The sequence below is a fragment of the Enterococcus massiliensis genome, from assembly GCF_001050095.1.
Taxonomy (GTDB): Bacteria; Bacillota; Bacilli; order Lactobacillales; family Enterococcaceae; genus Enterococcus_C; species Enterococcus_C songbeiensis.
The window spans coordinates 248,477-272,009 of sequence record NZ_CVRN01000005.1; the positions used below are offsets into that span (position 1 = coordinate 248,477).

A 23,533-nucleotide genomic window follows, 5' to 3' on the forward strand; every position below is an offset into this window, starting at 1 on the left:
AAAAGTAGTTTCAATTAGAAATTGATAATCGCGTTTAACTCACCCTACACCCTAACAGATTGCACCTGTTTTTTACTATTCCCCACCTGAGCAAAAATACCTAGAATATTAGGATTTAATTCATAGTGATCCTGAATATACTGCTTTGTTCGCTCAATAAAATATCCTCGTAAAAACGTATAGAAAAAACCGGCGGGATTCTGGGTTTTCTTGTAGCGATAGATTTGTTCAAAAGCAATGACTAATGCAGATTCCAAACCCGAACGAAAATAGGGGTTTTCTTCAAACGTGAGTAAGTTTAAAAAATCAGCGGGTAAGCCAGCGCGGCGAAAACGATTCGTTGCATCAAATTTTGCTTTAAAAATCGTATCAATAAACCATTTTGTTTGAGTGTAATCACCTTTAGTAATTTGTTGAATACGAGCAAGCGTCTCTGCACCTAAAACAGATTGATAGCGAGTTTTTAAGCCATCACAAAGAATCAGATCGTTAGAATTCTCCGTATGGACCAAATTTGTTGACGCAGAAACCGTTGTTTCTCTTGTTTCTCTTGTTGTTTTTGAAATTACTTGTTGTTTTTCTGTACTTGTAAGCAGATTTTGCTGATTCGAAGATGCAGATTCTGCATTCTCGAAAGTGCAGGAAGGTTCTTTAATCTGATCAAAAGTGAATGTGTAGCTTAAAACAGAAACCGGTTGTTCGATTTTATTAAGCACACGTTCTTTTGTTGTTGTGGTATTTTTATAGGCTAGTTTTGGTTTGATTGTGTCACTAGGATTTTTCGGATTTGCCACATAAATCCGATAATTTTTAAGCCCACTTTTAATAACTTCAATTAAGCTCAGTCGTGCTAAATCATTTCGCAGGTCAGATACCTTTCGTACAGAGATATTTAATAAATCAGCGGCTTCTTCATTTGTAAAATAGATGAAAAAACGGTTGTGTTCGTCTTTCCATGTGTCATTTTCCTGTGAATTGTACATACTGCAGGTAACCCGCATCGTATAAAGAGCATGCAGCATGACAGCCTGCATGGATAGATCCTTATACAATGGATTGTTGAAAAAGTTTGTATTTACTTGGATATAGTTGCTTTTAGGTAAATTGTCTAAAGTCATTTCATTTTCTAATTTAAACATAAAAAAACCCCTCTCTTTATGATCCAATTGATAAGAAATCATAAAAATAAGGGATTTTTCATTGCTAAATAAACCTCTAATATTGTCATGAAGGCATATTTTTGCTATACTTATTTTAGATTGAATGGATTTCTTATCATTTGACAAGGACTGCGAATCCTTGGAATAGTTTAGATATCTAATTGCGAAATTGATATCTAGTATGAATCCTTAGCTAAGAGACTGCGAATCTCTTAGCTTTTTTTTATTTTCAATAGTTATCAACAGGGAGCAAATAAGGATTAAAACCGCTCTCTTAGTTATCCACAATGATAGAATACCATTTCTAATTTGAATAAGTAAAGCATAAAATTATCCACATTTTAATTGAAGTAAACCTAATTTGATGTATTTTACTAATTAAGGTAAACTTAAAAATAGAAAATATCAAAAAAAAGGTAAACTGTAATTGATGAAATACTCAATTTATAGTTTACCTTAATATTAGCAAAATAAATGATTAAACAATTTCCAAGAGTATAGCATCAAGTTTTTGTACTATTCGCTCTTTGATTTTTACTGATTTAAAGTAAACTTAATTAATGAAAATACAGATATTGCGGTTTACCTTTTATATAATTATTCCATATATAAAGTAAACCTTAATCATCTTGTTTTTATATATTAGGTAAACTCCAATCATTAAAAATTTATTTATTTCTAATTTTTTTTTAATTCTTTCAGTAATTTTTGATACTTAGGCTTTTCTCGATACTCTTGTAGCAACTTTTCTTCCTCTTTTAACAAAAATTCTTGATCTTCGACACTTAATCCTTTCTCAAAATAGTAATGATACAAGTAATCGATCATTTGGTCAGGTGTGTAGGTATCGAATTTTTTGTCGATTAAATTTGTGAGCTTGGCCTTAGTTCGTGCAGAAATTTTCTGCATTTCCAAGGCTTTTTGCAAAGGATCAGTATAAATAGGCTTACGTCCAACCCGCCCTTTACGCTCATGACTGGTTATTGTGACGACACTCGAAACAGACTGTTGGATTGCTTCATTTTGTGTATTTTCCTTGTGTAGGTCGGCAGACAGTTCTTTTTGAACAATTTCTGCCGTTGTGTAACGCGGACGTTGTAAATTTGAATCTTTTTCTTGAACCTCATCCTTATCCGCATTTTTTGTATTAGCTTTATTAAATTCCTGCAGTTTTTTTAGTGCTGTATTTCCACTATTAATCTTTCCCATCTCTTCAAGGGCGTTTTGTGTTTGATTATTTTTGTTGATGAGAGAGTTCATTCTCATTTTACGAGCCATTTGCTGCCACCCCCTACTCGTCTTCGACCATTTGACCGCCATTTAACCATTCAATATGGTTATCTAATTCATTAAGAATATCAATGAAAACAGCGTGTGCTTTGGCATCCCAGATATCCAGATTACCATTTTTATATACATCTAACGTTATTCCTGTACCATCATAACGTTTCAGACGACTTTGGTTTAAAACAACTGTATTCAAAAGATGATATCCATATAGTTCTTTTGCTTGTTGATAGACTTCTTGGTCAACAGCATCCCTTTTTTGCATCATGAAAGGAATAATACCGACAATTTCTAAATCAGTATCATAGGTTTCAACAAAAAAGTTCATATAATCAATATAAGATTGTGCTCCTTTAAGGGATTTTACTTGTGTTTGTAGAATAATGATGACGTATTCTGCAGTATACATAGCACAATTACTGTACGTAGATATAGTTGGTGGTACGTCAATGTAAATAACGTCATAAATTTCTTTCAATGGTTCAATTAAGCTGGCAAAGTATTGGAATTGTTCCAGTTTATTTCCTTCAAATTTTTGAATTAAGTAATCAGGAAATTCACTGAACAAAATATTTGCTGGAATTAGATCTAGATTAGGCATAATTGGATAAATACATTCGTGAATCGGTGCTCCCTGAACAGCATCCCAAATTGTTTTTGAAAATTCTATGCCATCATTACTAAAATTTTCAGCAGTCAGCTGCATCACATCGCTGGTATTCCCCTGAGGATCCAAATCGATAATTAAGGTTTTGCGTTCTTTTACTGCAGCACTTTCAAATCCAACCATCTGTACAGTAGTAGATTTTCCAACGCCACCTTTAAAATTTCCGATGACAAACGTTTGTGCTTTTTTTTCTGACATATGTATCCTCCTATAGTCACAAAAGGTAAACTTTAATAAAGATAAAATAATTGACCTGTGGTGTAATGATTACAGTTTACTATAATTATATTTAAAAAGCAAATCAATTATAGTAAACCTTAATTGATTTATAACAGTTTATTATATATATAAAAATAAAGTTTACCAGTATGTTTTAAAGTAAGCTTCATACACAGATAAAAAGTAAATCTATATAATTAGAGTATACTTTAATTATAGTAATAAAGTATACTCGGGATATATTAATCAGGTTATCTTTTATTGGGAAATAAGGTTAACTTTATAAAAGGTAAACTTCTGTCTATCTAATGTTTTAAAGTAAACTTCAAATAGATAATATTGATAAAAAATACTGTCATATAGGTAAAAATAAATATTTGAGGTAAACTTTAAAAATACATAGATAGGGTTAACGTATATATTATGTATTTAGGTACACTTTATTAATATAAAGTGTACCTAAAATAATATAATAAAGTTTTCTTTTTAATATAATTAAAGGTTTACTTTATAATACATAGATAACTTTATTGTTGATAATAAAGTATACTCTATTATTTAAAGTATACTATAACTTTGATATTGTAGTCTACTGTTAAATATATAATTACTTAATTTATATTAAAGTAAACGGTATTCGTTTTATGCTATTCGGGTAAACCTTATATTTAAGGTTTACCCGAATATATATATAGTGCCATTTATGTGTAAACTTCATTATGTAATATAAAGTTTACTTTAAATGGAATGTTTTTTCTTAAACCGTTTGCAAGCATATCATTTATGGCTTATATTTTAGGAAAATAAGAAAAAGACTACGAAAAATAATCCACTAAATAATTAAGAGCTTTAAAAAGTTCTTTGATGAAATTATGGATAATTGGAAAGGAAAACATGAAACACATTTCAGTACTGATCAAACCCGCCTCTTCTTTGTGTAATTTACGATGCAAGTATTGCTTTTATGCTAACGTTAGCTCTCTTAGAGAAGTGCGCTCTTTTGGCAAAATGAAACCGGAAGTCGCAGAAAAAATGATTGAAAACATTTATGCTGATTTAGACGATGGCGATCAGCTCACCTTGGGTTTTCAAGGGGGAGAACCCACCTTTGCCGGTTTGTCCTATTTCCAAGCAATTGTTGCCTTGGTAAAGGCACAAACAAAACAGATTCAGGTACATTATGCAATCCAAACAAATGGCACTCTGATCAATGAAAGCTGGTGTCGTTTCTTAAAAGAAAATAATTTCTTAGTGGGCTTATCGATTGACGGTCATCCGCTGTACCACGATTTGAATCGGGTGGATACAAAAGGGCGGGGGACCTTTCAACGGGTACTGCACACAAAGCACTTGTTTGATCACTATCAGATTGACTACAATGTCCTGTGCGTCTTAACGAACCCTTCGGCAAAGGAAGCCAAAAAAGTCTTTCAATTTATTAAAAAAGAAAAGATTGAGTACGTCCAGTTCATTCCTTGTCTGGATGATCTGGATGCCACGGAAAAAAGCTTGTATGCTCTGACTCCGAAACGCTTTGCCAGTTTTTACCATCAGTTGTTTCACTTATGGTTGGCAGAATTAAGACGCGGCCAGTACATCAGTATCAAATTGTTTGATGATCTGGTGAATTTATTGGTTCATCGGCAAGTAACCGCGTGTGGTATTCTGGGTAATTGCCAAGTGCAATATATCATTGAAGCCGATGGCAGCGTCTATCCCTGTGATTTTTATGTGTTGGATGAATACCGCATGGGTTATATTCAGGACCAGACATTGCGGGAGCTGTTTGAACAAGAGATTTCACAAAAGTTTGTGTGCGACAAGCCGCCGTTATCCGCTCTTTGTCAAGCCTGTCCGTTTCTGTCGATGTGCCATGGCGGGTGTAAACGCATGAAAGATGCCATGTATGTGGACGAGCAGGCACAGATTTGTGGCTATCGCTCTTTATTGAAAGAATTTATTCCTCATATTGAAGAAATTTTGAGCATTATCCAAGGAGGGGTGGCATGATTTTAACCGGTCTGATTTATTTTATCGTGATTATTTTGGCAAATTCCATCGGTGCGGTCTCAGGAATGGGTGGGGGCGTAATCATCAAACCGATTCTTGATTTTATTGGCGCCCATTCTGTAGCGGCGATTTCGTTTTATTCAACGGTCGCCGTTTTTACGATGGCGCTCGTCTCTACTTGGCGGCAGATAAAAAATGGGGTGGCAGTCAAAGGACGGGTGATTGGCTGGATTTCGTTGGGGGCTGTTATAGGGGGATTCTTAGGCAATGTAACGTTCGAAAGACTTCTGGAACTCTTTCAAAAGGATCAAATGGTCCAACTGATCCAAATTGGGTTGACCGTCCTTACCTTGTTATTTGCTTTTTTTTATACGAAATATGACTGGAAAAACTTCCATTTCCAATCCCTTGGCTGGTATCTGGCTTGTGGGCTGACTCTAGGCTTTTTAGCCAGTTTATTAGGCATTGGCGGGGGACCAATCAATGTCTCCTTATTGATGTTACTGTTTGCCATGCCTATCAAGGAAGCTACGGTCTATTCAATTGGGACGATTCTTTTTTCTCAGTTGGCAAAAATCGTCACCATTGGCAGTACCACAGGCTTTGCCCGGTATGATCTGACGATGTTGGCGTTTATTGTCCCCGCAGCGATTCTTGGGGGTTTGATTGGGGCAAAGATGAGTAACTTGTTGTCACCGAAAAAAGTGACACTGGTATTTCAAGGTGTTATTTTGCTAGTGTTATTCATCAATATCTATAATGGAGTACATTTATTTTAGAAAGAAGGAACAAAGATGATTCAGATTCCAGGAGGAACCTACGCCATTGGAACGGATTTACCTGACGGTTTTTCAACAGATAAAGAAGGACCTCGAATTTCAGTAACGATTGGGGATTTTTTCATAGATGAAACGACCGTGACAAATCAAGAATTTGAAAAATTTGTGGCGGCAACGAAGTATGTAACCGAAGCTGAAACCTTTGGCTGGTCGTTTGTTTTCCATTATTTTTTAAGGGATGAAGTAAAAGAAAAAAGTCGCCGAGTTCCACAGCTTACCTGGTGGTATGCGGTTGATGGGGCCGATTGGCGTCATCCGGAAGGTCCAGGAAGTTCAATCAAGGAACGAATGGATCATCCGGTCGTTCAGATTTCCCGCAACGATGCGGTTGCGTATTGTCAGTGGGCAGACAAACGATTGCCAACAGAAGCCGAATGGGAGATTGCGGCAAAAGGCGGAACAGATTCTGAACGTTATCCTTGGGGAAAGGAATTAATGGAAAACAATCAGTACCATTGCAATATTTGGCAAGGAAATTTTCCTATCACCAATGATTTGTCCGATGGGTTTGCCGGAACGGCACCTGTAAGAAGTTATGAACCCAATGGCTACGGGATGTATCAGGTGATTGGAAATGTGTGGGAATGGTGCAGTAACCCAGCACGAATTGATTTGACAGATTTTCAGCACAAGTCAGCGGCAGACTTTTGGGAAAGCAACCAAGAGAAAAATGATGCCAGGTATGCCACTCGTGGCGGTTCGTTTCTATGCCATCAATCCTATTGTAAAAGATACCGTCTTGCGGCTCGAAATGGCAACACGGGTTCGTCCGCAGCAAATAATCTAGGGTTTCGCTGTGTGAGAAGTCAATAACAAGAAAAATGGTAGTTGGTATTGTAAAAAATCCAACTATCTTTTTTGTTGTTAAGATAGTCAGAATACCTCTAAATCACAGTGATTATGGTACAATAGTCAAAAAGTAAAGGCATTTTTTTGGAGGTTTCATAGTGACTTTTTATAAAGAAAAAGCGTATGCGGCATATTTAGCAGAGCAAAAAGTGCTGACGGAGCTGTCTCAAGAAACATATCTAAAAGTAGTTCGCGATTTTTTTTCATTCATTGAAACTGCGGGCAGTGGTTATCAGGATGTGCAGACTATCGACAATGTTACCGAACATGAGATCCGACTTTATTTGAACCATTTGGTACGTTTAAGGGAAGATGGAGGAAGAGGATTTTCCTACAACACGCGAGTTCGCTATTTGTCGGTTCTGCGCAGTTATTTTGAATTTTTGATGAAGCAGCGATACATCACCGAACTACCAACATTGGGTCTAAAATTGGAGAAAGTGAAAGAGACAGTTGACACACAGCCCGTGACTTTTCAATGGTTGTCAGAATTACCTGAAATTTTGAAAAAAGAGCATTTGAGTATGGAGACTCGATTTGCTCTGTTATTACTTTCCAAACGAGTGACCATTGCTCAAATGACCACGTCGGGATTTTACCTACAATTAAAAACGATTCTTTTTACTCCAGAAGAACAGAAGTTTGTAGATTCTTATTTTCAATATATAAAAGAAAAGCAACAACAATTCACCAGTTCGGATTTATTTTTTAAAGAAGCAATGCGAAAAAATAAAAAAGGGGATACCCCATTTTTGTTGTCCCGTACGGCACTAAATAAGATTTTATCTAGAGAGCAGGCAAAAATCGGGTTTCCCGTAAAGCCGACCCAACTAATCAGGGAGGCAACATTAGCTTATCTTCAAGAAAATAAAGCACTCTCTGATGCAGTTTTGCTGGATAAGTTGAATATTACGTATCCCTATTTAAAAAATCTGCAGAAACAGTTGATTGTTAATGGCTGATGCCTTTTTAAAACGATAATAATGTTATGTAAACTTAGGAAAGTAAAAAATCATAATGAAGGGAGTGTCTTTTTATGCATACAATAACGAAACTAAAAATTGATTGTTCGCCACTGGATGTTTATCAGGCGTTTATTGATCCTGCTAAAATTAAAAATTTTTGGTTTTCTTCAAGTTCGGCTATTTTTGAAGAAGGAAAAACAATTCGTTTAACTTATGACGAGTATAGCTATCAGGGTGAAATGACAGTTATTGAATTGATTCCAAATCAAAAAATCAAGTTAGATTGGGAAGGTCATGAAGTAACGATTTGGTTGACAGGACTGGGGAATGGGACGATCGTCGAAGCGATTGAAGAGGGATTTGATGAACAGGCAGAAGATATTATTGATCAATTGGTTGATAATAAAGAGGGCTGGATTTACATGCTGACTTGTTTAAAAGCTTATCTTGAATTTGGTATTAGCACGTTACGAGCAAATTTAGTAAAATAGATCAAAAAATGACGCCAGAGCTGGCGTCATTTTTATTTTGTGATCTGTCATGAGGAAGCTTTGTTTTTAGAAAATTGGTAAAAACATCCGGCTAAGCTGATTAGAAGTAAAATCAGCAAGATACCGAGAGCTACTTGAGACCCGATAGTAGTTGCTGCTTGATAGGATTTGGAGCTGTGGGTTTGAAAGAAATTGATCACTACAGCAACGAGAGAAGTTGCGACTGCTCCGGAAAACTGTTGCAACGTATTAAAAATCGCATTGCCGTCATTTTGCAGTTCAGAAGGAAGTGTGTTCATTCCAGTTGTCATCAAATTACTGTAGGACAATCCTAAACCGATCATGTAAAAAACATGTCCGGCAATCAATCCCCACAATGGGCTGATTCCCAAAAGAAGCATCAGAGCAAACCAACCAATTGTTGCTAACACTAATCCGATAAGAATTGGTTTTTTGGGTCCGAGCTGATCTAAAATTTTTCCTGAAATTGGTGAAAGAATAGCACCAATCGCAGCACCCGGCAGCATAGCTAAACCAGCTATAAATGCACTTTGATCTTGAACGATTTGAATAAAATTTGGCAATACAAAGGAAATACCTAGCAGTAAAAATTGATAAACTAAAAAGCTAAATAGAAAAAGTCTAAAAGCTTTGTTTTTAAAAACAGTTAATTTCAGTAAGGGTTGCTCCAGCTTTATCGTCCGTCGATAGAATACTAGTGCGCCGCTTGCACCAATCAGTAGAGAGAGCCAACTGATTGGCTTGCCTAAAAGACTTAGAAAAATCAAACTGCCGCTAAATAAAAGTATCAGTCCTAGAAGGCTGAGAAGATCTAATCGGCCAGTTTTAATTACTTTGTTTTTAGGAATCGCATATAGACCGAGAATGAGGGAAAAAAGTAAGACAGGAACAAGGAAAATAAAAATATAGTGCCAAGAAAGATTGGATGTCAGGATTCCGCCATAAGTCGGACCAATGGCAGGTGCAATCGACGTAGTCAGCGTACCAAGCCCCATCATGGTGCCCCGCTGATTTAATGGGGCGTAGGTCAAGATGATATGAAACATCAAGGGTAATGCAATTCCGGTGGCAATTCCTTGCAACAGTCTTCCTAGGAGTAGAATTGTAAAATTTGGTGCAAGAAAGTCTGTAATCAATCCTGCAAGAAATGCCATGTTGGAGACAAAAAACAAGGAACGAATGCTAAAGTTTCTATGAAGATAGGTCGATAATGGAACAACGATTGAAATCATCAACAGGTAGATTGTTGTAATCCACTGGACGATGGAGGTACTCAATGAAAATTCCTCAATCAGAGTAGGAAAGGTAACGTTCATTGCGGTTTCAATCAAAACTCCCGCAAAGGACATGACACCAGTTGCTAAAACAGCCGGTGTTAAATGAATTTTTTTCTGCAAAAAGATCACCTCTTTAGTTATTTCGCACAAAAAAAGAGCCAATTTCTATCCGAAAATAGAAATCGCCTCTCTCTCGACACGCAAAAACGTGTTATCTGTACGATTATTAATCTAAAAGAAGGGTATCATAGGTTGTATTTTGATGCAAGAGATAAATTGAAAGTTTGCAGAAAAGAATCATATCTTTGATTTGTGTAAAGTTAGTCAAAAAGTAAAATAGTATGAGAAATCTTTAATTATTTCTCCCATGTTTGTAAAGTTGAGTTAAAATGTAAGCGGTTCATATGGGTTTTTGAACTTTTACTATTTGGGGAGGGAAGAAAAGTGAGGATACCCTATCGGAGAATCAGGAGAAAAATATTTTCAGGAGTATCATGGTCAGTAGGTTCTTATCTTTTAGTTTTTTTAATTCCTTTCCTCGTCGTTTCGCTCATCTGGTATGATACTTCCACGGAAAGTATTAACAAGCAAGTAACATTGACTGCTAAAAATCAACTGCTGCAATTAAAATATTCTCTGGAAAATAATTTTCTACAATTAGATAATATTACTCATCAAATGCCTTATGACCGTCAATTATCCTTAAAAAAGTTTGAACATCCTTACTATTCCCGCGAAGGACAGGCCAGCTTAAAAAAGAATATGATGAGTAACAAGCTAGTTGAAGAAGTCTATTTGCACTACAAAGAAAGCCCCTTTAAATTGTTTTCCTCAAACGGAACAATATCTGTAGAGGGTTTTTTAAGAAAAGAGATTCCCAACAATGTGTTGGGTGAAAAACAGTTAGTGACACAATTTGACTCTGCAATTCCAACTCTTCTGACCGCAGAAAAAAGCTTGCTTGATCGACATAATCCCAAATTTTTTTATATCGTACCATTACAAAGTGACGATATGACCGTCTATGGTTCAGCAATCTATTCAATCAAAGAATCTAGTTTGATTCAGATGCTTGATTTGACTAATAGTGACGGTGTAAGTACAAATTATTTAATCAACGAAAAAAATCAAATATTAGCGAGTACTGGTAATAATGAATTGAGGGATTATTTAAGTAGCTCAAAGCAAATTGCAGATTTAATGAAAAAAGACCATTTTCAGTTCAAGAATCAAAAGTACCTAACACAGGTTTTACATAATGAGGGGTTGCAGCTTACATTTGTTTCTGTTACTAACCCTGCAAAGGCGTTGGCTATCGTTAACCAGGTTCAAACTAGGTTTATTTTGATTTTTCTTGGGATTTTATTAGTTGGGCTTGTGGTCGTTAGTTTGATTGGATTATATTCTTATCGTCCTGTTCAAAAAATCAAACGTTTAGTAGACTCATACAACCAAAATGGGACTTCCGTCAACTCGATGGGAGATGTTCATGAGTCAATTGTACAATTCTTGAATGAACAGCAAGAATTACATGAGGAAATCCGTCTGCAAACACCACATGCACGGGAACAAGTCTTGAGAAAATTGTTAAGTGATCGTTTTAAGTCAGAGAAAGACCTTAAATTACTTTTACATTCTGTCCATGTAAATTTACCGGGAGAAAATTATTTTGTGATGATCATTGATGAGAAAACCGCCCGTGATACCTTGTCTAAGGATTTTTCTTTGATGGATTATTTAGAAAATGTAAAGGGAAACGGGTATACTGCGTATGCAACAGAGATTCTTTCCTCAGAAGTTATTGCTTTGTTGATTAGTTATGATCCGCAAATGACACAAAAGAAAGTGGTTCAGGAAATAAGTAAACTATTAAGGCGCTCGCTAGTCACCCTACCGACAATGGGAGTTGGCAGTATCGTTCATAGATTAACCGCATTTAATGTTTCTTACATTGATGGACTTGCAGCTCTTGATTAGAGTAGAAATGATAAAAAACTGGTTTATTACACTGAAATCTCTTCTGTAGAGTACTCCTCAACAATCAGTTATCCGGATAACAAAAAGTTAAAATTAATTCAAAGTTTGACCCAAGGGGATTTGGATATCGCTGTTGAAACTATTCAATGGCTAATCAAGCATGGATTGGAAAAACCTAAGTCAGTCACTGCCAGAAGAATGTATGGTTTTTATATCCTTAATACTATGGCAAAAACTGGCGGTGAGATTGTAGGAGAGCCACTTTTACAAATGGCAGAGGAAAGTGCAGGTTTTTCAACTCTACAAGAATTAGAAACCAGCTTGCTAGATATGGCAAAAATAATTTGTCAAATGGTGCAAAACAAGCCTCAAAATCAAGAATCGCAGCTAAAACGAAATTTATTTGAATATATCGAAGAGAATTTTATGTCTTCTCAGTTATCTTTAGAAATGATTGCTACAGAATTCAATTTATCAGTTTCTTATTTAAGTCGTTTTGTAAAAAAAGAAAGTGGACTGACCTTCTCCAAGTATATTCAAGAATTACGTCTAGAAAAAATCAAAAAATCTTTAGTGGAAACAGATTTACCAATCAAAGAAATTATTCGAAATTGTGGGTACTATGATGTTTCTAACTATACGCGAAAATTTCGCACGATTGTTGGAGTGACACCGGGACAATATCGAACCATCAATCAAGAAAAGGGTCAGCTTTACAAGAATAATTAGATGTAATCGTTAAAACCGAATGGTAGGGTATCTTTTTCAATCCTTACACCATTCGGTTTTATGATTTTGTTTACTTATTTTTATCAGCGATTTCCTCAACTAAAGTAATCTCGATGACAGGAACTAATACATTCGGTTTTAAAACGGGTAGAGTGATTACAATATCTTCAGGGGCGATAGTTGCTTCTGTAGAAGTAATTACTTCATCTGGATCAAATCCACGGAAAAAGATTTCCGAGCCATCATTTAGCAATCGAATGAACGATACTTTTCCTGCTAAATTTTTCAGATGGAGATTTCGATAAGGATAAGAATACAGGTGCAAATATAATTTATTTCCATTTTGTGTATAGCGGCAATCAGCAGGGGCTTCATAATCACTATGACGACAACCAATAACTGCTTTTTTGTGCAGACGCATCCAGTTCCCTATTGCCTGCATCCTTGTTATTGCCCGCTCATCTAGTTCTCCTCGTGGGTTTGGTCCGATATTCATCAAGAAGTTGCCATCTTTAGCGACTGTATCAATTAACATTTTAAGCAGCATTTCACTAGATTTCCATTCCTGATTATCTCGATCATAGCCCCATGTACCATACATAGTTTGGCAGGCTTCCCAAAGAACCGGCAGGCCCTTTTTTTCTAGAGGTTTATCAGGCTGAAATTGTTCGGGGGTTGTAATTCCACGACCTAATTCTAGGCGATCATTGATTAAAATATGAGGCTGCAGTTTTAGACATAGTGCTTCTAAACGTTGGCTATCCCAATCAATCGCTCCTTTACCTTTCGACCAGCCCCAATCGCGGTGACTGTAGGGGAAATCATACCAGATATAGTCAATTTTTCCATAATTTGTTAATAATTCGGTTACTTGCCCGGCTAAATAATCTTGATAGATGCTCATGTCCCGTGAGTCGTTTGTTCGGCGAGCTTCTGCATCGCTCCGCAATGGGTGAAGTCCATCTAAAGTAAAGTGTGGGTGATGCCAATCAATCAGGGAATGATAAAGGCCAATTTTTATTCCCACGTTACGAAAAGCAGGCAACAGTTCGGCCAATAAATCACGACCAAATTCAGTATTGGTTACTTTATAGTCAGTGAATTGACTATCCCATAAAGCAAACCCCTCGTGATGTTTTGTGGTGAAAACCATATATTGAATCCCACATTTTTTTGCTTCTTGTGCCCAGCTATCTGCATCAAATAAGTCTGGATTAAAATTTTTAAAGTATTTTTCGTAGTAAATTTCAGGACTGATTTGTTCGGTAGTCATAAACCATTCGTGTCGTGCTCCGACGCTGAACAGACCGAAATGGATAAACAAACCAAAACGATCATGAATGAACCAGCTTGGGTCAGGATAAAAATCAGGCCAGTTTTCAAATTTTTGCATTTTTTTCTCCTCTAATCTAAAAATTGTGTATCCATCATGGTTGTTTCTTTGATGCGCCATTGCCCATCTTCTAAAACAAAGGTATGGAAAGCTTGAGTGACATGGTCGCGATATTTTTCTTTTCCTTCATTGATTGTCTCTTGACGTGCTTCAACCAGTAGCGATTTTTTCTCCTGTTTGACTATTTCAAAGGATAATAGTCGATGGCGCAAATCATATTTTGAAAAAAAGGCGGTCATCTCTTTTTTTGTAGCCGAACGAGAATCTTCACTAATGGTTTTTAGATAATTATCAATATTTTCAGTTGTAGCAGCTGCCAGATTGTCTGTTAGCACTTGTAGGCAACGTTCTGCAATCTCCTGATTTTTGATATTTCCGGTTACTTCCGGTGTGGTATTTTTGTCCGTACCCTCAGTGCTGTTAGTAGCCTTACAGCCAACTAGTAAAATCAATAGAACGCAAAACAGCAGGAAAGTAATCCTTTTATTTATTTTATGTGCCTTCATTTTGCTTCCCCTCACACGTCAGAAATTTTACTGGCACTATATATTCCATGAAACAGATTCCGTCCGACACTTCCTTGTGTTTCAAATGGTGAGTCAAAGAGGAGTCTGGGCTCCTCTAATTCCGTTAACTTTTCAAGTCGACCATCCAGATAATTCTGTAAGCGCCAGCGAGCAGTTTCAATCCGGCTGATTAGACCACCATAACGTAAATCAATCACTTCATAGCCAAAGGGTTTGTTCCAATAAAACCATAGATTGCGATGAAAAATCTGTAACTTTTTGATTTCTTTTTGTAAAGATTCCAGTTGAGAAAGCAGGTGTTTGAGCTTTTCATGATTATCTTCTTGGTAAGCTTGAAGGAGTTCTGTTTCTATATCTGCTTTGATAAATAATACTCGTGCCAATTGTTGATAAAAAGCAAACATTTCCTGTGTCTCAGAAGTGAGTCGGACAGTCAATAAGTCTGTTGCTAATTTCTCAAAATGTTTTTTTAAGTGAAGGTTCGATAGATTTTTTTCGTATAAGCCAAAGAAAACATCCTGATATAATAATAGCTTGCTGCTATTGGAACCGTGAGGGTTGTTTTCGGCAACACCTTCTGTTTGGTCAAAATCATTTAGTAGCCAAAAATCTTCAGCATTTAGATGATGGAACAGTTGAAATCTTTCTGCAATCAAGGTTTCAGAGGGATTTTCTTTAAATTGTTCTTCACTAAATTGCTGTAGCCCCAGCAGGCTGGCAATCAGAGGTGTTTCTGCACCGTCATCACCCCATAGTGTGGCATAGACTTCCTTAATCTGCGCTTTCTTGGCGGCTGCCAAACCTGCTTTAGTAGTGGCAAAGGATTTTCCATAATTAGGAGCTAAGCCATTCCAAGTCCAGACACCTCCAGCAAAGATCAGCGGGCGTTCTAACTTTTTATGATTGGAGAAAATAGTGGTATATTCTTCTTCTTCGTGGTGATAATAATCCCAGCAAACCATATCGATAGCGGGCATATTATCAATTAATGATTTTGGAAAGGAAATATTTTTGTCATAGTAATCACCTGAATTGGAGCCAATTCTAAAAAACATATCACTCCACATCATCGGCTTTAATTGATAGTTTTCGCAAATTGCAGTTACTTTTTGTAAATGCTTCGTCATGATTGAAAATGAATCTTCTAGCCCATGTTTTGCAAGGTAATGTCCTTTTCCTAAATCATGCGCTTCATCCATACCGATATGGATTTTTTTTGTTTTGAAACATTCAGCGATGGATTTGATTGCTGCCTGTAAAAAAAGATAAGTTTTTTCTTCGTCAACTAATAAAATATCAGAAGTATCTCTCATACCGTTTGCAAAACCCCATTTCAACGGATTCGTCAAATGGGCAAGCGTTTGAATTGCAGGTACTAATTCAATACCTAGCTGATCTGCATAGCTGTCTAATTCCTTTAATTCTTCTTGACTATAGCGACCTCGGTAATGGCCAAAATAGGGATATTCTGGAATCTCATAAGTGTCTTCCATGTACATCATTACCGTATTTAAGCCCATCTTACTACAAAGAGTAATGAAACGTTTGAGCCTAGGCACAGTCATTACCGCATTTCGCGATAAATCTAACATGGGGCCAATTTTTTCAAAGTTAGGTATTTCTTCATAGGTGAATTCTTCTTCATTCCGCGCTAACCATAGGGTAAGCCCACGAAAAAGATGAGCTTTTTCCTGATAATAGATCGTTGTTTTCTGGCTAGAATTTTCAATTTTTAATAAATTAAAGTGTTGAATCAACTCCAGTTTTTTCCCAGTTTTACTGGGAGCTAGTCCTAGCTCCGGTAAAATGATTTGTAAAAATGAATCTAAATTTTCATGGGTAGTTAATTGAATATCCAAGGGAATCCTTCCTTTCTAGTAATCGCTTTCACACCTTAGTATACTCAAGAAAAGAGTGAAAGAAAGACCTTTATCGGAAACACATAGTCGGCAAATTTTACACATTATACTTTAAACGTTTTTAGAATTACATATTGCAACAGGTTCGGCCATTGATAAGATAAAGGTATGGAAAGGGTGATTGAAAATGGTAGTTTGGTCACAGGAAATGTTGGGGAAAATTAATCAGAAAATGGAAAGAGTCAATGATCGTAACTTTGGAAAAATTCCCTATTCTGCTGAGGATGGGAAGTACAATGATTTATCCGGTGGATCAGTTGATTGGTGGACGAACGGTTTTTTTGCGGGAAGTTTATGGCAACTCTATCAGTGGAATGGTAACGAAGCATTCAAAGAGAGTGCGATTGCCATTGAAAAAAAACTGGATCATGCCTTAGAGGATTTTGTGGGCCTGCATCATGACGTAGGATTTATGTGGCTTCACACAGCAGTGGCTGATTATCGAATCACAGGAAATGAAAAATCAAAAAAGAGAGGGTTGCACGCTGCGAGCTTGCTGCTTGCCCGGTTCAATTTAAATGGGCGCTATCTTGTAGCGTGGAATTGTGAAGTGCCGGGTTGGGCAATCATTGATTCAATGATGAATATTCCTATTCTTTATTGGGCCTCAGAACAGCTGGGCGATCCTCGGTATTTACAAGTTGCCAAAGCTCATGCAGACACTTTGGAGAAATATTTGGTACGGTCAGATGGTTCGGTGGGGCATATCGCAGAATTTGATCCACAGTCGGGATTGTTCAAAAAGCTTGTTCGTGGTCAAGGATATTCCCCAGAGTCTTCTTGGTCACGGGGGCAGGCGTGGGCTATTTATGGTTTCGCTTTAAGTTATCGATATACAAAAGAACAGCATTATTTAGACACTGCCAAAAAAATTGCCAATTATTTTATTGGAAATGTATCACAAACTGAAGCTGTTCCATTGATTGATTTCCGGGCACCACTAGGTACAACAAAAATCGATACTTCCGCTGGAGCGTGTGCTGCTTGTGGATTTTTAGAAATTGCTGAGCATTTATCTGGTATGGAAGCCCGCTACTATCACAAAGCAGCTGAAAAAATTTTGCAGGAATTAGCGGATAATTATATCGATTTAGATCTAGAAAAGGATGGAATGTTACAAAAATCGAGTCATTCCTACCACCAAAAAGCAGAAACTGAAATCCATCTGGTGTATGGAGATTACTTTTTCATTGAAGGAATTTTGAGGCTAGAAGATCAGGCACTAGCAATTTGGTAAAAAAATATACAGGATAAAATAAAGAAAACCAAACGGTTAGGCACACTGCCAGTTTGGTTTTCTTTATTTTATTACTTTAGAAATGTCAGTAGCTTATTTACTTTTCGGGTAAATTATTACGTTCAATTTTCAACATAGCCTGCAGAGAGAACCAACTGACAGGTAAAACTAATAGTGGGATAAAGGCAACCAGCGTTAGAATCGGTAAAAAAGTAGCAAGTGCGGTAACTAAAAGAATACCAATAATCATAGCCAAGCTTTCGATGAAATTACTGATGGTTAAAAAGAAGGCTTGTTTAAAATATTGAATTAGGCGCATGTCATAGCGAAGAAAGGCTGGGAAAAGATAAAGGCTGACCAGCAGGGCAAGAGCGAATAATACGATCAACCCTAAATGGATTACTTGATTTTGTAAAAAGTTGCTGACTACTCGTAAATCAATCCACAATACGGCGAGAATCAATAGTTGAATCAATCCCAATTGATTAACAGATCGAAAATTCTTTTGATAATCTTCCTTATACCATTGAAAAAGATAGGAAGGAAATTCCTTGTTTTCAAATAAATACTGAAAAATATGAATCAATGTAGCGGTTGCTGGAAAAATACCCAGCACGATGCCACCACATAAAGTAAAATAGCTCCAAAAGAAATGTAGTTTAATGAAGGCGAGTAAAAGTTCACCAAAAGAATAGGTAAGTTTAAAAATGCCTTTAGGCTGTTGCATGATAAATTTCCTCCTTATTTATATCTTAGTAAGAATAGTAACATTTTGAATAAATCCTTGAAAGCGTTTTTACAAAAAACATGTTCTAGCTTGATTTTACACATTCCTCTTTTGGCTTTTTTGAGTAAAGCATTAGCATAAATTTATTCAAGCTATTTTTTTACATATTGGAAAAAATTTCCACATATTGTTGAACAGATACGAAGTGAGTAGAGTAAAGATAGAAAAGAAAGGGGTTACATACAATGGGAGTTTTACGCGGCGACATAGAAGAAGCGAAAAACGAAACGTTAGATGAGACAATTTATCCCGAGACTGAGATGTTGGAGAAAAGACTAGAGTGGTTTAAGGACTTAAAATTTGGAGTCATCTTTCATTATGGTTTATATGCTCAGGCAGGAATTGTTGAATCTTGGCAATTATCAGAGAAGGATGAGTGGGCACGACAGGGAAGGGAATTCAGAAAAGACTTCAAACAGCTTCAACTTGATTACTGGAACCTGATTTCCACATTTAATCCCACTAAACTGGATGCAACAAAATGGGCCAAGGTGTGTAAAGAGGCTGGATTTAAATATTGTATCTTTACAACGAAACATCATGATGGTTTCTCCATGTACAATACTTTAGAATCAGAATACAAAGTTGGCGGGAAGTTGAGTCCTTTTAAACGAGATATTTTAAAAGAAGTTTTTGAAGCTTTTAGAAATGAAGAAATTGCCATAGGCGCTTATTATTCAAAAGCGGATTGGTACTCTCCGTACTATTGGTTAGATGATGAAGCGGTTAAAGGTAGAAATGTCAGCTATGATACTCAAAAATATCCAGAAATCTGGAATCGATATGTCACATTTGTCCATCGTCAAATTCATGAAATCACTCATAATTATGGAAAAATTGATTTATTATGGTTGGATGCTGGCTGGTGCGGACAAGGAAAAGAAGATTTGGATATGAATCGTCTGGCTGAAATTGCGAGAGAGAAACAGGATGGTTTGATTATTGTTGATCGAATGATGGGGGGACGGCATGAGAATTATGTGACCCCAGAACGAAAAATCCCCGCTATTGAGGATATTCCTAAAAAAACTTGGGAAAGTAATATTCCTATCGGTAATGATTGGGGGTACGTACCCCACGATACTTTTAAATCTTCCCAAGAACTCATAGAAACTCTGGTAGATGTCGTGAGTAAGGGCGGAAATCTGATTTTAGGTGTCGGTCCTACCCCTGAAGGGACTTTTACGGAAGAAGAGATGCGAAGACTATCTGAGATAGGTGAGTGGCTCAAAATTTATGGATTGGGAATTTACGAGACCAGAGCAGATCCAAAAGAATGGGCTAATGGTTGGAAGTTGACATACGGCAAAGATGGTAAAACGCATTATGCTTTTCGAAGCGTTCAAGCTGATAGTCGAGATATTTATTTACCAGATATTGATGCTTCTAAAGAAGCCATAGTCAAAGATCTGGCTACCGGAAAGGAATTAGCAGTTTTTCTAAATAAAGAAGGAGTAGGATACATTCCTTTTAAAAGTCTAAGTGTACCAACGATTGGTTGCATAGGTATATCTGTTTTAACACAGTAGAAAGAAAGCACATATTGCAAAGTAAACGCATTCAAAAGATGATGTGTACAGAAATATATTTCTAAAATAAACGAAGACAAGGAGGAAAAAAACATGGAACATGCAACAATGAGGCATCAACCTGTAGTAAAACAAAAAACAAAATGGGAGAAAATAAAACTAAAACTCTATCATAGTCGACAACTTTATCTCTTTGTCTTACCTGCTTTCTTAGTCATTGCGATTTTTTCTTATGGTCCAATGTATGGTGTAATAATTGCATTTAAAGACTATATGCCTTCCCTAGGGATTCTGGGTAGTCCATGGGTGGGGTTCAAACATTTTCAACGTTTTTTTGATTCTTATTATTTCTGGGACTTGATCAAAAATACATTAGGAATCAGTTTTTATTCTTTAATTGTTGGATTCCCCTTACCAATCATTTTAGCATTAGGATTAAATGAGTTGAAAGATGGCCGATTCAAAAAGTTCACACAGACGATTACTTACGCACCAAATTTTATTTCAGTCGTGGTTGTGTGTGGAATGGTTATTGCGTTTTTAACACCATCAACGGGGATCATCAATCATTTACTTGATTTCCTAGGTTTCGAACGGATTTCTTTTATGACGGATCCAAAGTGGTTCAAGACAGTTTATGTGTTATCTGGAGTTTGGCAGGGTACTGGATGGGGATCGGTCATTTATCTGGCAGCTCTTTCCGGCGTTGATACACAATTGCACGAGGCAGCAACTGTAGATGGCGCAACTCGTCTGCAACGAATCTGGTACATCAATATACCAACCATCATACCGACAATGGTTATTTTGTTAATCATGAATGTAGGTAGTTTAATGTCTATGGGTTACGAGAAAATCTTGTTAATGCAAAATGCGTTAAATATGGATTCATCAAATGTAATCGCTACCTTTGTATATAAACAAGGGTTGTTGGATGCACAATATAGTTATGCATCTGCAGTGGGACTTTTCAATGCTGCAATCAATGCCTTTTTGCTGATACTTGTTAACAAGATATCACGTAAGGTCAGTGAAACTAGTCTTTGGTAGAAAGGAGAGGTATCAGTGAATGTAAAAACCATTAACTCAACAAATCGCGATAAAATATTTATGGGCTTCGTCTATTTATTTATTGCTATCGCATTATTCTTAGTTTTGTATCCATTAATCTATGTAATCAGTGCATCCATTTCAAGTCCAACGGCTGTGAATTCTGGGGCAATGTGGTTACTTCCTAAAAATATAACTTGGGAAGGATATAAAACGATCTTTACTTATAAAAGTATTTGGCAAGGTTATCGCAACACAATCTATTATACCGGTCTCGGAACCTTGATTAATCTTGCTTTTACCTTACCTTGTGCTTATGCTCTGGGACGACCAGAATTTTTTGGTAAAAACCTCTTTATGAAATTTCTAATGGTCCCAATGTTTATTGGTGGGGGATTAGTACCAACATACTTATTGATTAAAAACTTAAATATGGTCGATTCTGTTTGGGCATTAGTCATTCCAGGAGCCGTGTCTGTGTATAATATTGCCATTACACGGACGTTCTTTCAATCTACGATTCCTCGGGAGATGGAGGAAGCAGCATTAATGGATGGATGTTCCGATTTTCAAATGTTTATTAAAATTGTTTTACCATTATCAATGCCGATCATCGCTGTAATGGGATTATTTTGTGGAGTAGGTCACTGGAATAGTTATTTCAGTGCATTGATCTACTTAACTAACAAATCCATGTACCCTCTACAATTAATTTTACGAGAAATTTTGGTCAATCAAGATATGGCAAAAGGCAGTACAGAAATGACTGCTGCTGCCGCTGAATTAGCTTATAGTAAACAACAATTGGCACAGGTTATTAAATATGGAGTCATGATTGTTTCTACATTACCAATTATTATGATTTATCCATTTTTACAAAAATATTTTGTTAAGGGTGTAATGGTCGGCTCATTAAAAGGTTGATCAATAAATAATTGAGAAGAAAGTGAGAGAAGAAAATGAAAAAGAGATATTTTGCGATCGCGTCACTATTGTTAGCGACAACGTTATTGGGAGCTTGTGGATCTACTGGAGCAAAATCCAAAGAGGAATCAAATGTCAAGGTAGAAGAAACAGGGATGCCAATTGTCAAAGAAACATTAAAGATGAGCATGATGGCACCGGGCGGACAAACAGAATGGGATGACATGGCTTCAGCACAAGCATTGGAAAAGCTGACAGGTATTGACTTTGACTATATCACTCCCCCGTCAACAGATTTCAGAGCTAAATTAAATTTGGCATTTGCGTCAGATGAATTACCAGATGTCATTTTTGGAGCCGGTGGGGATTTAACAGCAGCGATGCAAACGGATTATGGTTCACAAGGTATTCTGTTGCCTTTAGAAGATTTGATTGAAGATTATGCACCCAATTTAAACAAAGTATTGGAAGAAAACCCTGATTTCCGTAAATCAATCACCGCTCCAGATGGGCATATCTATTCCTTGCCTAGACTGTATCCAGAAGAAACATCCAATCCACTATATATTTCACCACTATGGTATAACGGAGATTGGATGGAAGCATTGGGCATCAAAGAATTGCCAAAAACAACCGATGAACTTTACACGTTGTTAAAACGATTTAAAGAAGAAGATCCTAACGGGAATGGCAAACAGGATGAAATTCCATTATCTGACGGAAATAAATTGTTAATCATTCGTCACTGGTTATTGCCAGCTTTCGGAATGAAAATCTGGGGCATAGAAGAGGTTGATGGTGTCGTTCGTTTTGCACCTTCAACTGAAAACTACAAAGAGTACCTTACATTTATGAACAGACTTTATTCTGATGGTTTGCTGGATAAAGAAGTTTTCTCACAATCTGCGGAACAGTTTCAAGGAAACACCGAAACGAATAAAGTTGGTTTGTTTGGAGCATATGCTTCCTACATGGCTACTGGAAAAATGCCGGAGGAAGCAATTACCGATCCAATGTTCCAACAATTAACTTCAGACATTCAGGACACACCTTTAGCACCTGGGCATCCACGAGTATCTTCCGGTACATTCGCAATCACTCATAAGTGTAAGAGTCCTGAAGCTGCGATGCGTTGGGCGGATTATCTTTACACAGATGAAGGGGCAGATTTGATGTCAAAAGGTCCTGAAGGTACTTTCTGGGAATATGAAACCAATGATGCGGGAGACAAGGTTCGTGTCTATAAGGGAGAAAACCTGCAAAAAATGGAAGAAGATCGAGGAAAAGTTGGAATGGACTATGGTTTAGTTGTACCTGGACTAGCAAATGACAACCAACCAAATGCAGTCAAGGCACAAGTAAATGATCCAGATACCAGTGTTTGGAATGAATTTAGCCAAAAAGAAGTTATCGAAAAAGTTATGCCATATGCGGAAGTACCTTTTCCAATTGTGTTTATGACGAAGGACGAATCGGATAAAATTGCTGCCAATGCTACAGATATTACAACTTATGTAGAGCAAATGGAAGCGAAATTTATTACAGGTGTTGAAAGCTTGGATAATTGGGATAATTATACGAAAACCCTAGATTCTATGGGACTTGATGAGTACATCAGTGTTTATCAACAAGCATATGATCGTTGGGAGAAAGCAGAATAAGCACAAGAAACGAAA

At 36.7% G+C, this 23,533-nt stretch carries 20 protein-coding genes; 12 read left to right on the forward strand and 8 right to left on the reverse strand.

Annotated elements, in window-relative coordinates; genetic code table 11:
• Nucleotides 1–44 precede the first annotated feature (44 nt).
• The 3 genes from BN1875_RS04265 to BN1875_RS04275 form a co-directional block, all read right to left on the reverse strand.
• Nucleotides 45–1,139: a replication initiator protein A gene (locus BN1875_RS04265; protein ID WP_048603625.1), complete on the reverse strand. Its 1,095-nt coding sequence runs from the start codon at nt 1,137–1,139 to the stop codon at nt 45–47.
• A gap of 699 nt (nt 1,140–1,838) precedes the next feature.
• On the reverse strand, nt 1,839–2,438 hold the full coding sequence (locus tag BN1875_RS04270; protein ID WP_048603626.1) for a hypothetical protein: 600 nt from the start codon (nt 2,436–2,438) through the stop codon (nt 1,839–1,841).
• 13 nt (nt 2,439–2,451) lie between these two features.
• Entirely contained in the window at nt 2,452–3,312 is an 861-nt protein-coding gene (locus BN1875_RS04275) for a ParA family protein (RefSeq protein WP_048603627.1), read from the reverse strand.
• Nucleotides 3,313–4,227: 915 nt separating this feature from the next.
• Between BN1875_RS04275 and BN1875_RS04280 the strand changes: the two genes are divergently transcribed.
• The 5 genes from BN1875_RS04280 to BN1875_RS04300 all read left to right on the forward strand — a co-directional run bounded on the left by BN1875_RS04280 (nt 4,228) and on the right by BN1875_RS04300 (nt 8,487).
• Nucleotides 4,228–5,343, forward strand: a complete 1,116-nt coding sequence (locus BN1875_RS04280) for a radical SAM/SPASM domain-containing protein (RefSeq protein WP_048603628.1) — start codon at nt 4,228–4,230, stop codon at nt 5,341–5,343.
• Nucleotides 5,340–6,122, forward strand: a complete 783-nt coding sequence (locus BN1875_RS04285) for a sulfite exporter TauE/SafE family protein (RefSeq protein WP_048603629.1) — start codon at nt 5,340–5,342, stop codon at nt 6,120–6,122. The genes BN1875_RS04280 and BN1875_RS04285 overlap by 4 nt, the downstream gene beginning before the upstream one ends.
• 15 nt (nt 6,123–6,137) lie before the next feature.
• Nucleotides 6,138–6,995 carry a formylglycine-generating enzyme family protein gene (locus BN1875_RS04290; protein WP_048603630.1) on the forward strand — a complete coding sequence of 286 codons (858 nt, stop codon included), beginning with the start codon at nt 6,138–6,140 and terminating at the stop codon, nt 6,993–6,995.
• A 134-nt stretch (nt 6,996–7,129) separates the two neighbouring features.
• On the forward strand, nt 7,130–7,993 hold the full coding sequence (locus tag BN1875_RS04295) for a site-specific integrase (RefSeq protein WP_048603631.1): 864 nt from the start codon (nt 7,130–7,132) through the stop codon (nt 7,991–7,993).
• 74 nt (nt 7,994–8,067) lie between these two features.
• Entirely contained in the window at nt 8,068–8,487 is a 420-nt protein-coding gene (locus BN1875_RS04300) for an SRPBCC domain-containing protein (RefSeq protein ID WP_048603632.1), read from the forward strand.
• Between the two features lie 47 nt (nt 8,488–8,534).
• Here the strand turns inward: BN1875_RS04300 and BN1875_RS04305 are convergent, their stop codons facing one another.
• Nucleotides 8,535–9,911 carry an MDR family MFS transporter gene (locus BN1875_RS04305; RefSeq protein WP_147570579.1) on the reverse strand — a complete coding sequence of 459 codons (1,377 nt, stop codon included), beginning with the start codon at nt 9,909–9,911 and terminating at the stop codon, nt 8,535–8,537.
• Between the two features lie 318 nt (nt 9,912–10,229).
• On the opposite strand from BN1875_RS04305, the gene BN1875_RS04310 reads away from it, so the two are divergent.
• Together BN1875_RS04310 and BN1875_RS13805 are read left to right on the forward strand one after the other, a co-directional pair.
• Nucleotides 10,230–11,762: a hypothetical protein gene (locus BN1875_RS04310; protein ID WP_231586063.1), complete on the forward strand. Its 1,533-nt coding sequence runs from the start codon at nt 10,230–10,232 to the stop codon at nt 11,760–11,762.
• A gap of 120 nt (nt 11,763–11,882) precedes the next feature.
• The gene (locus tag BN1875_RS13805) at nt 11,883–12,491 is read left to right on the forward strand and encodes a helix-turn-helix domain-containing protein (RefSeq protein ID WP_231586064.1); all 609 of its coding nucleotides are present in this window, start codon (nt 11,883–11,885) and stop codon (nt 12,489–12,491) included.
• 70 nt (nt 12,492–12,561) lie between these two features.
• Here the strand turns inward: BN1875_RS13805 and BN1875_RS04315 are convergent, their stop codons facing one another.
• From BN1875_RS04315 to BN1875_RS04325, 3 genes are read right to left on the reverse strand one after another with little or no spacing between them, the layout of a single operon-like run.
• The gene (locus BN1875_RS04315) at nt 12,562–13,884 is read right to left on the reverse strand and encodes an alpha-L-fucosidase (protein WP_048603633.1); all 1,323 of its coding nucleotides are present in this window, start codon (nt 13,882–13,884) and stop codon (nt 12,562–12,564) included.
• 11 nt (nt 13,885–13,895) lie between these two features.
• On the reverse strand, nt 13,896–14,390 hold the full coding sequence (locus BN1875_RS04320) for a hypothetical protein (protein ID WP_053082149.1): 495 nt from the start codon (nt 14,388–14,390) through the stop codon (nt 13,896–13,898).
• 11 nt (nt 14,391–14,401) lie between these two features.
• The gene (locus BN1875_RS04325) at nt 14,402–16,270 is read right to left on the reverse strand and encodes a beta-N-acetylhexosaminidase (RefSeq protein ID WP_147570571.1); all 1,869 of its coding nucleotides are present in this window, start codon (nt 16,268–16,270) and stop codon (nt 14,402–14,404) included.
• Nucleotides 16,271–16,457: 187 nt separating this feature from the next.
• Between BN1875_RS04325 and BN1875_RS04330 the strand changes: the two genes are divergently transcribed.
• Nucleotides 16,458–17,567 (forward strand): glycoside hydrolase family 88 protein, encoded by a 1,110-nt coding sequence (locus tag BN1875_RS04330; RefSeq protein ID WP_048603635.1) that lies wholly within the window; start codon nt 16,458–16,460, stop codon nt 17,565–17,567.
• Nucleotides 17,568–17,664: 97 nt separating this feature from the next.
• Here the strand turns inward: BN1875_RS04330 and BN1875_RS04335 are convergent, their stop codons facing one another.
• Nucleotides 17,665–18,294 (reverse strand): YesL family protein, encoded by a 630-nt coding sequence (locus BN1875_RS04335; RefSeq protein ID WP_048603636.1) that lies wholly within the window; start codon nt 18,292–18,294, stop codon nt 17,665–17,667.
• Between the two features lie 245 nt (nt 18,295–18,539).
• Here BN1875_RS04335 and BN1875_RS04340 point away from each other — a divergent pair, with 245 nt between their 5' ends.
• The 4 genes from BN1875_RS04340 (at nt 18,540) to BN1875_RS04355 (ending at nt 23,518) form a co-directional block, all read left to right on the forward strand.
• On the forward strand, nt 18,540–19,883 hold the full coding sequence (locus BN1875_RS04340; protein ID WP_048603637.1) for an alpha-L-fucosidase: 1,344 nt from the start codon (nt 18,540–18,542) through the stop codon (nt 19,881–19,883).
• 93 nt (nt 19,884–19,976) lie between these two features.
• The gene (locus BN1875_RS04345; protein ID WP_048603638.1) at nt 19,977–20,933 is read left to right on the forward strand and encodes an ABC transporter permease; all 957 of its coding nucleotides are present in this window, start codon (nt 19,977–19,979) and stop codon (nt 20,931–20,933) included.
• A 60-nt stretch (nt 20,934–20,993) separates the two neighbouring features.
• A complete protein-coding gene (locus BN1875_RS04350) occupies nt 20,994–21,857 on the forward strand; it encodes a carbohydrate ABC transporter permease (RefSeq protein WP_048603717.1) in 864 nt (287 codons plus the stop codon).
• Nucleotides 21,858–21,892: 35 nt separating this feature from the next.
• A complete protein-coding gene (locus tag BN1875_RS04355) occupies nt 21,893–23,518 on the forward strand; it encodes an extracellular solute-binding protein (RefSeq protein WP_048603639.1) in 1,626 nt (541 codons plus the stop codon).
• The last annotated feature ends 15 nt before the right edge of the window (nt 23,519–23,533 follow it).

Bases quoted from the DNA above. Each gene is read 5' to 3' on its own strand.
- BN1875_RS04315 (WP_048603633.1), bottom strand. From the start codon at position 13,884: ATGCAAAAATTTGAAAACTGGCCTGATTTTTATCCTGACCCAAGCTGG.
- BN1875_RS04340 (WP_048603637.1), top strand. From the start codon at position 18,540: ATGGGAGTTTTACGCGGCGACATAGAAGAAGCGAAAAACGAAACGTTA.
- BN1875_RS04350 (WP_048603717.1), top strand. From the start codon at position 20,994: ATGGGCTTCGTCTATTTATTTATTGCTATCGCATTATTCTTAGTTTTG.
- BN1875_RS04330 (WP_048603635.1), top strand. From the start codon at position 16,458: ATGGTAGTTTGGTCACAGGAAATGTTGGGGAAAATTAATCAGAAAATG.
- BN1875_RS04275 (WP_048603627.1), bottom strand. From the start codon at position 3,312: ATGTCAGAAAAAAAAGCACAAACGTTTGTCATCGGAAATTTTAAAGGT.
- BN1875_RS04335 (WP_048603636.1), bottom strand. From the start codon at position 18,294: ATGCAACAGCCTAAAGGCATTTTTAAACTTACCTATTCTTTTGGTGAA.
- BN1875_RS04290 (WP_048603630.1), top strand. From the start codon at position 6,138: ATGATTCAGATTCCAGGAGGAACCTACGCCATTGGAACGGATTTACCT.
- BN1875_RS04300 (WP_048603632.1), top strand. From the start codon at position 8,068: ATGCATACAATAACGAAACTAAAAATTGATTGTTCGCCACTGGATGTT.
- BN1875_RS04265 (WP_048603625.1), bottom strand. From the start codon at position 1,139: ATGTTTAAATTAGAAAATGAAATGACTTTAGACAATTTACCTAAAAGC.
- BN1875_RS04280 (WP_048603628.1), top strand. From the start codon at position 4,228: ATGAAACACATTTCAGTACTGATCAAACCCGCCTCTTCTTTGTGTAAT.
- BN1875_RS04355 (WP_048603639.1), top strand. From the start codon at position 21,893: ATGAAAAAGAGATATTTTGCGATCGCGTCACTATTGTTAGCGACAACG.
- BN1875_RS04345 (WP_048603638.1), top strand. From the start codon at position 19,977: ATGGAACATGCAACAATGAGGCATCAACCTGTAGTAAAACAAAAAACA.
- BN1875_RS04270 (WP_048603626.1), bottom strand. From the start codon at position 2,438: ATGGCTCGTAAAATGAGAATGAACTCTCTCATCAACAAAAATAATCAA.
- BN1875_RS04285 (WP_048603629.1), top strand. From the start codon at position 5,340: ATGATTTTAACCGGTCTGATTTATTTTATCGTGATTATTTTGGCAAAT.
- BN1875_RS04320 (WP_053082149.1), bottom strand. From the start codon at position 14,390: ATGAAGGCACATAAAATAAATAAAAGGATTACTTTCCTGCTGTTTTGC.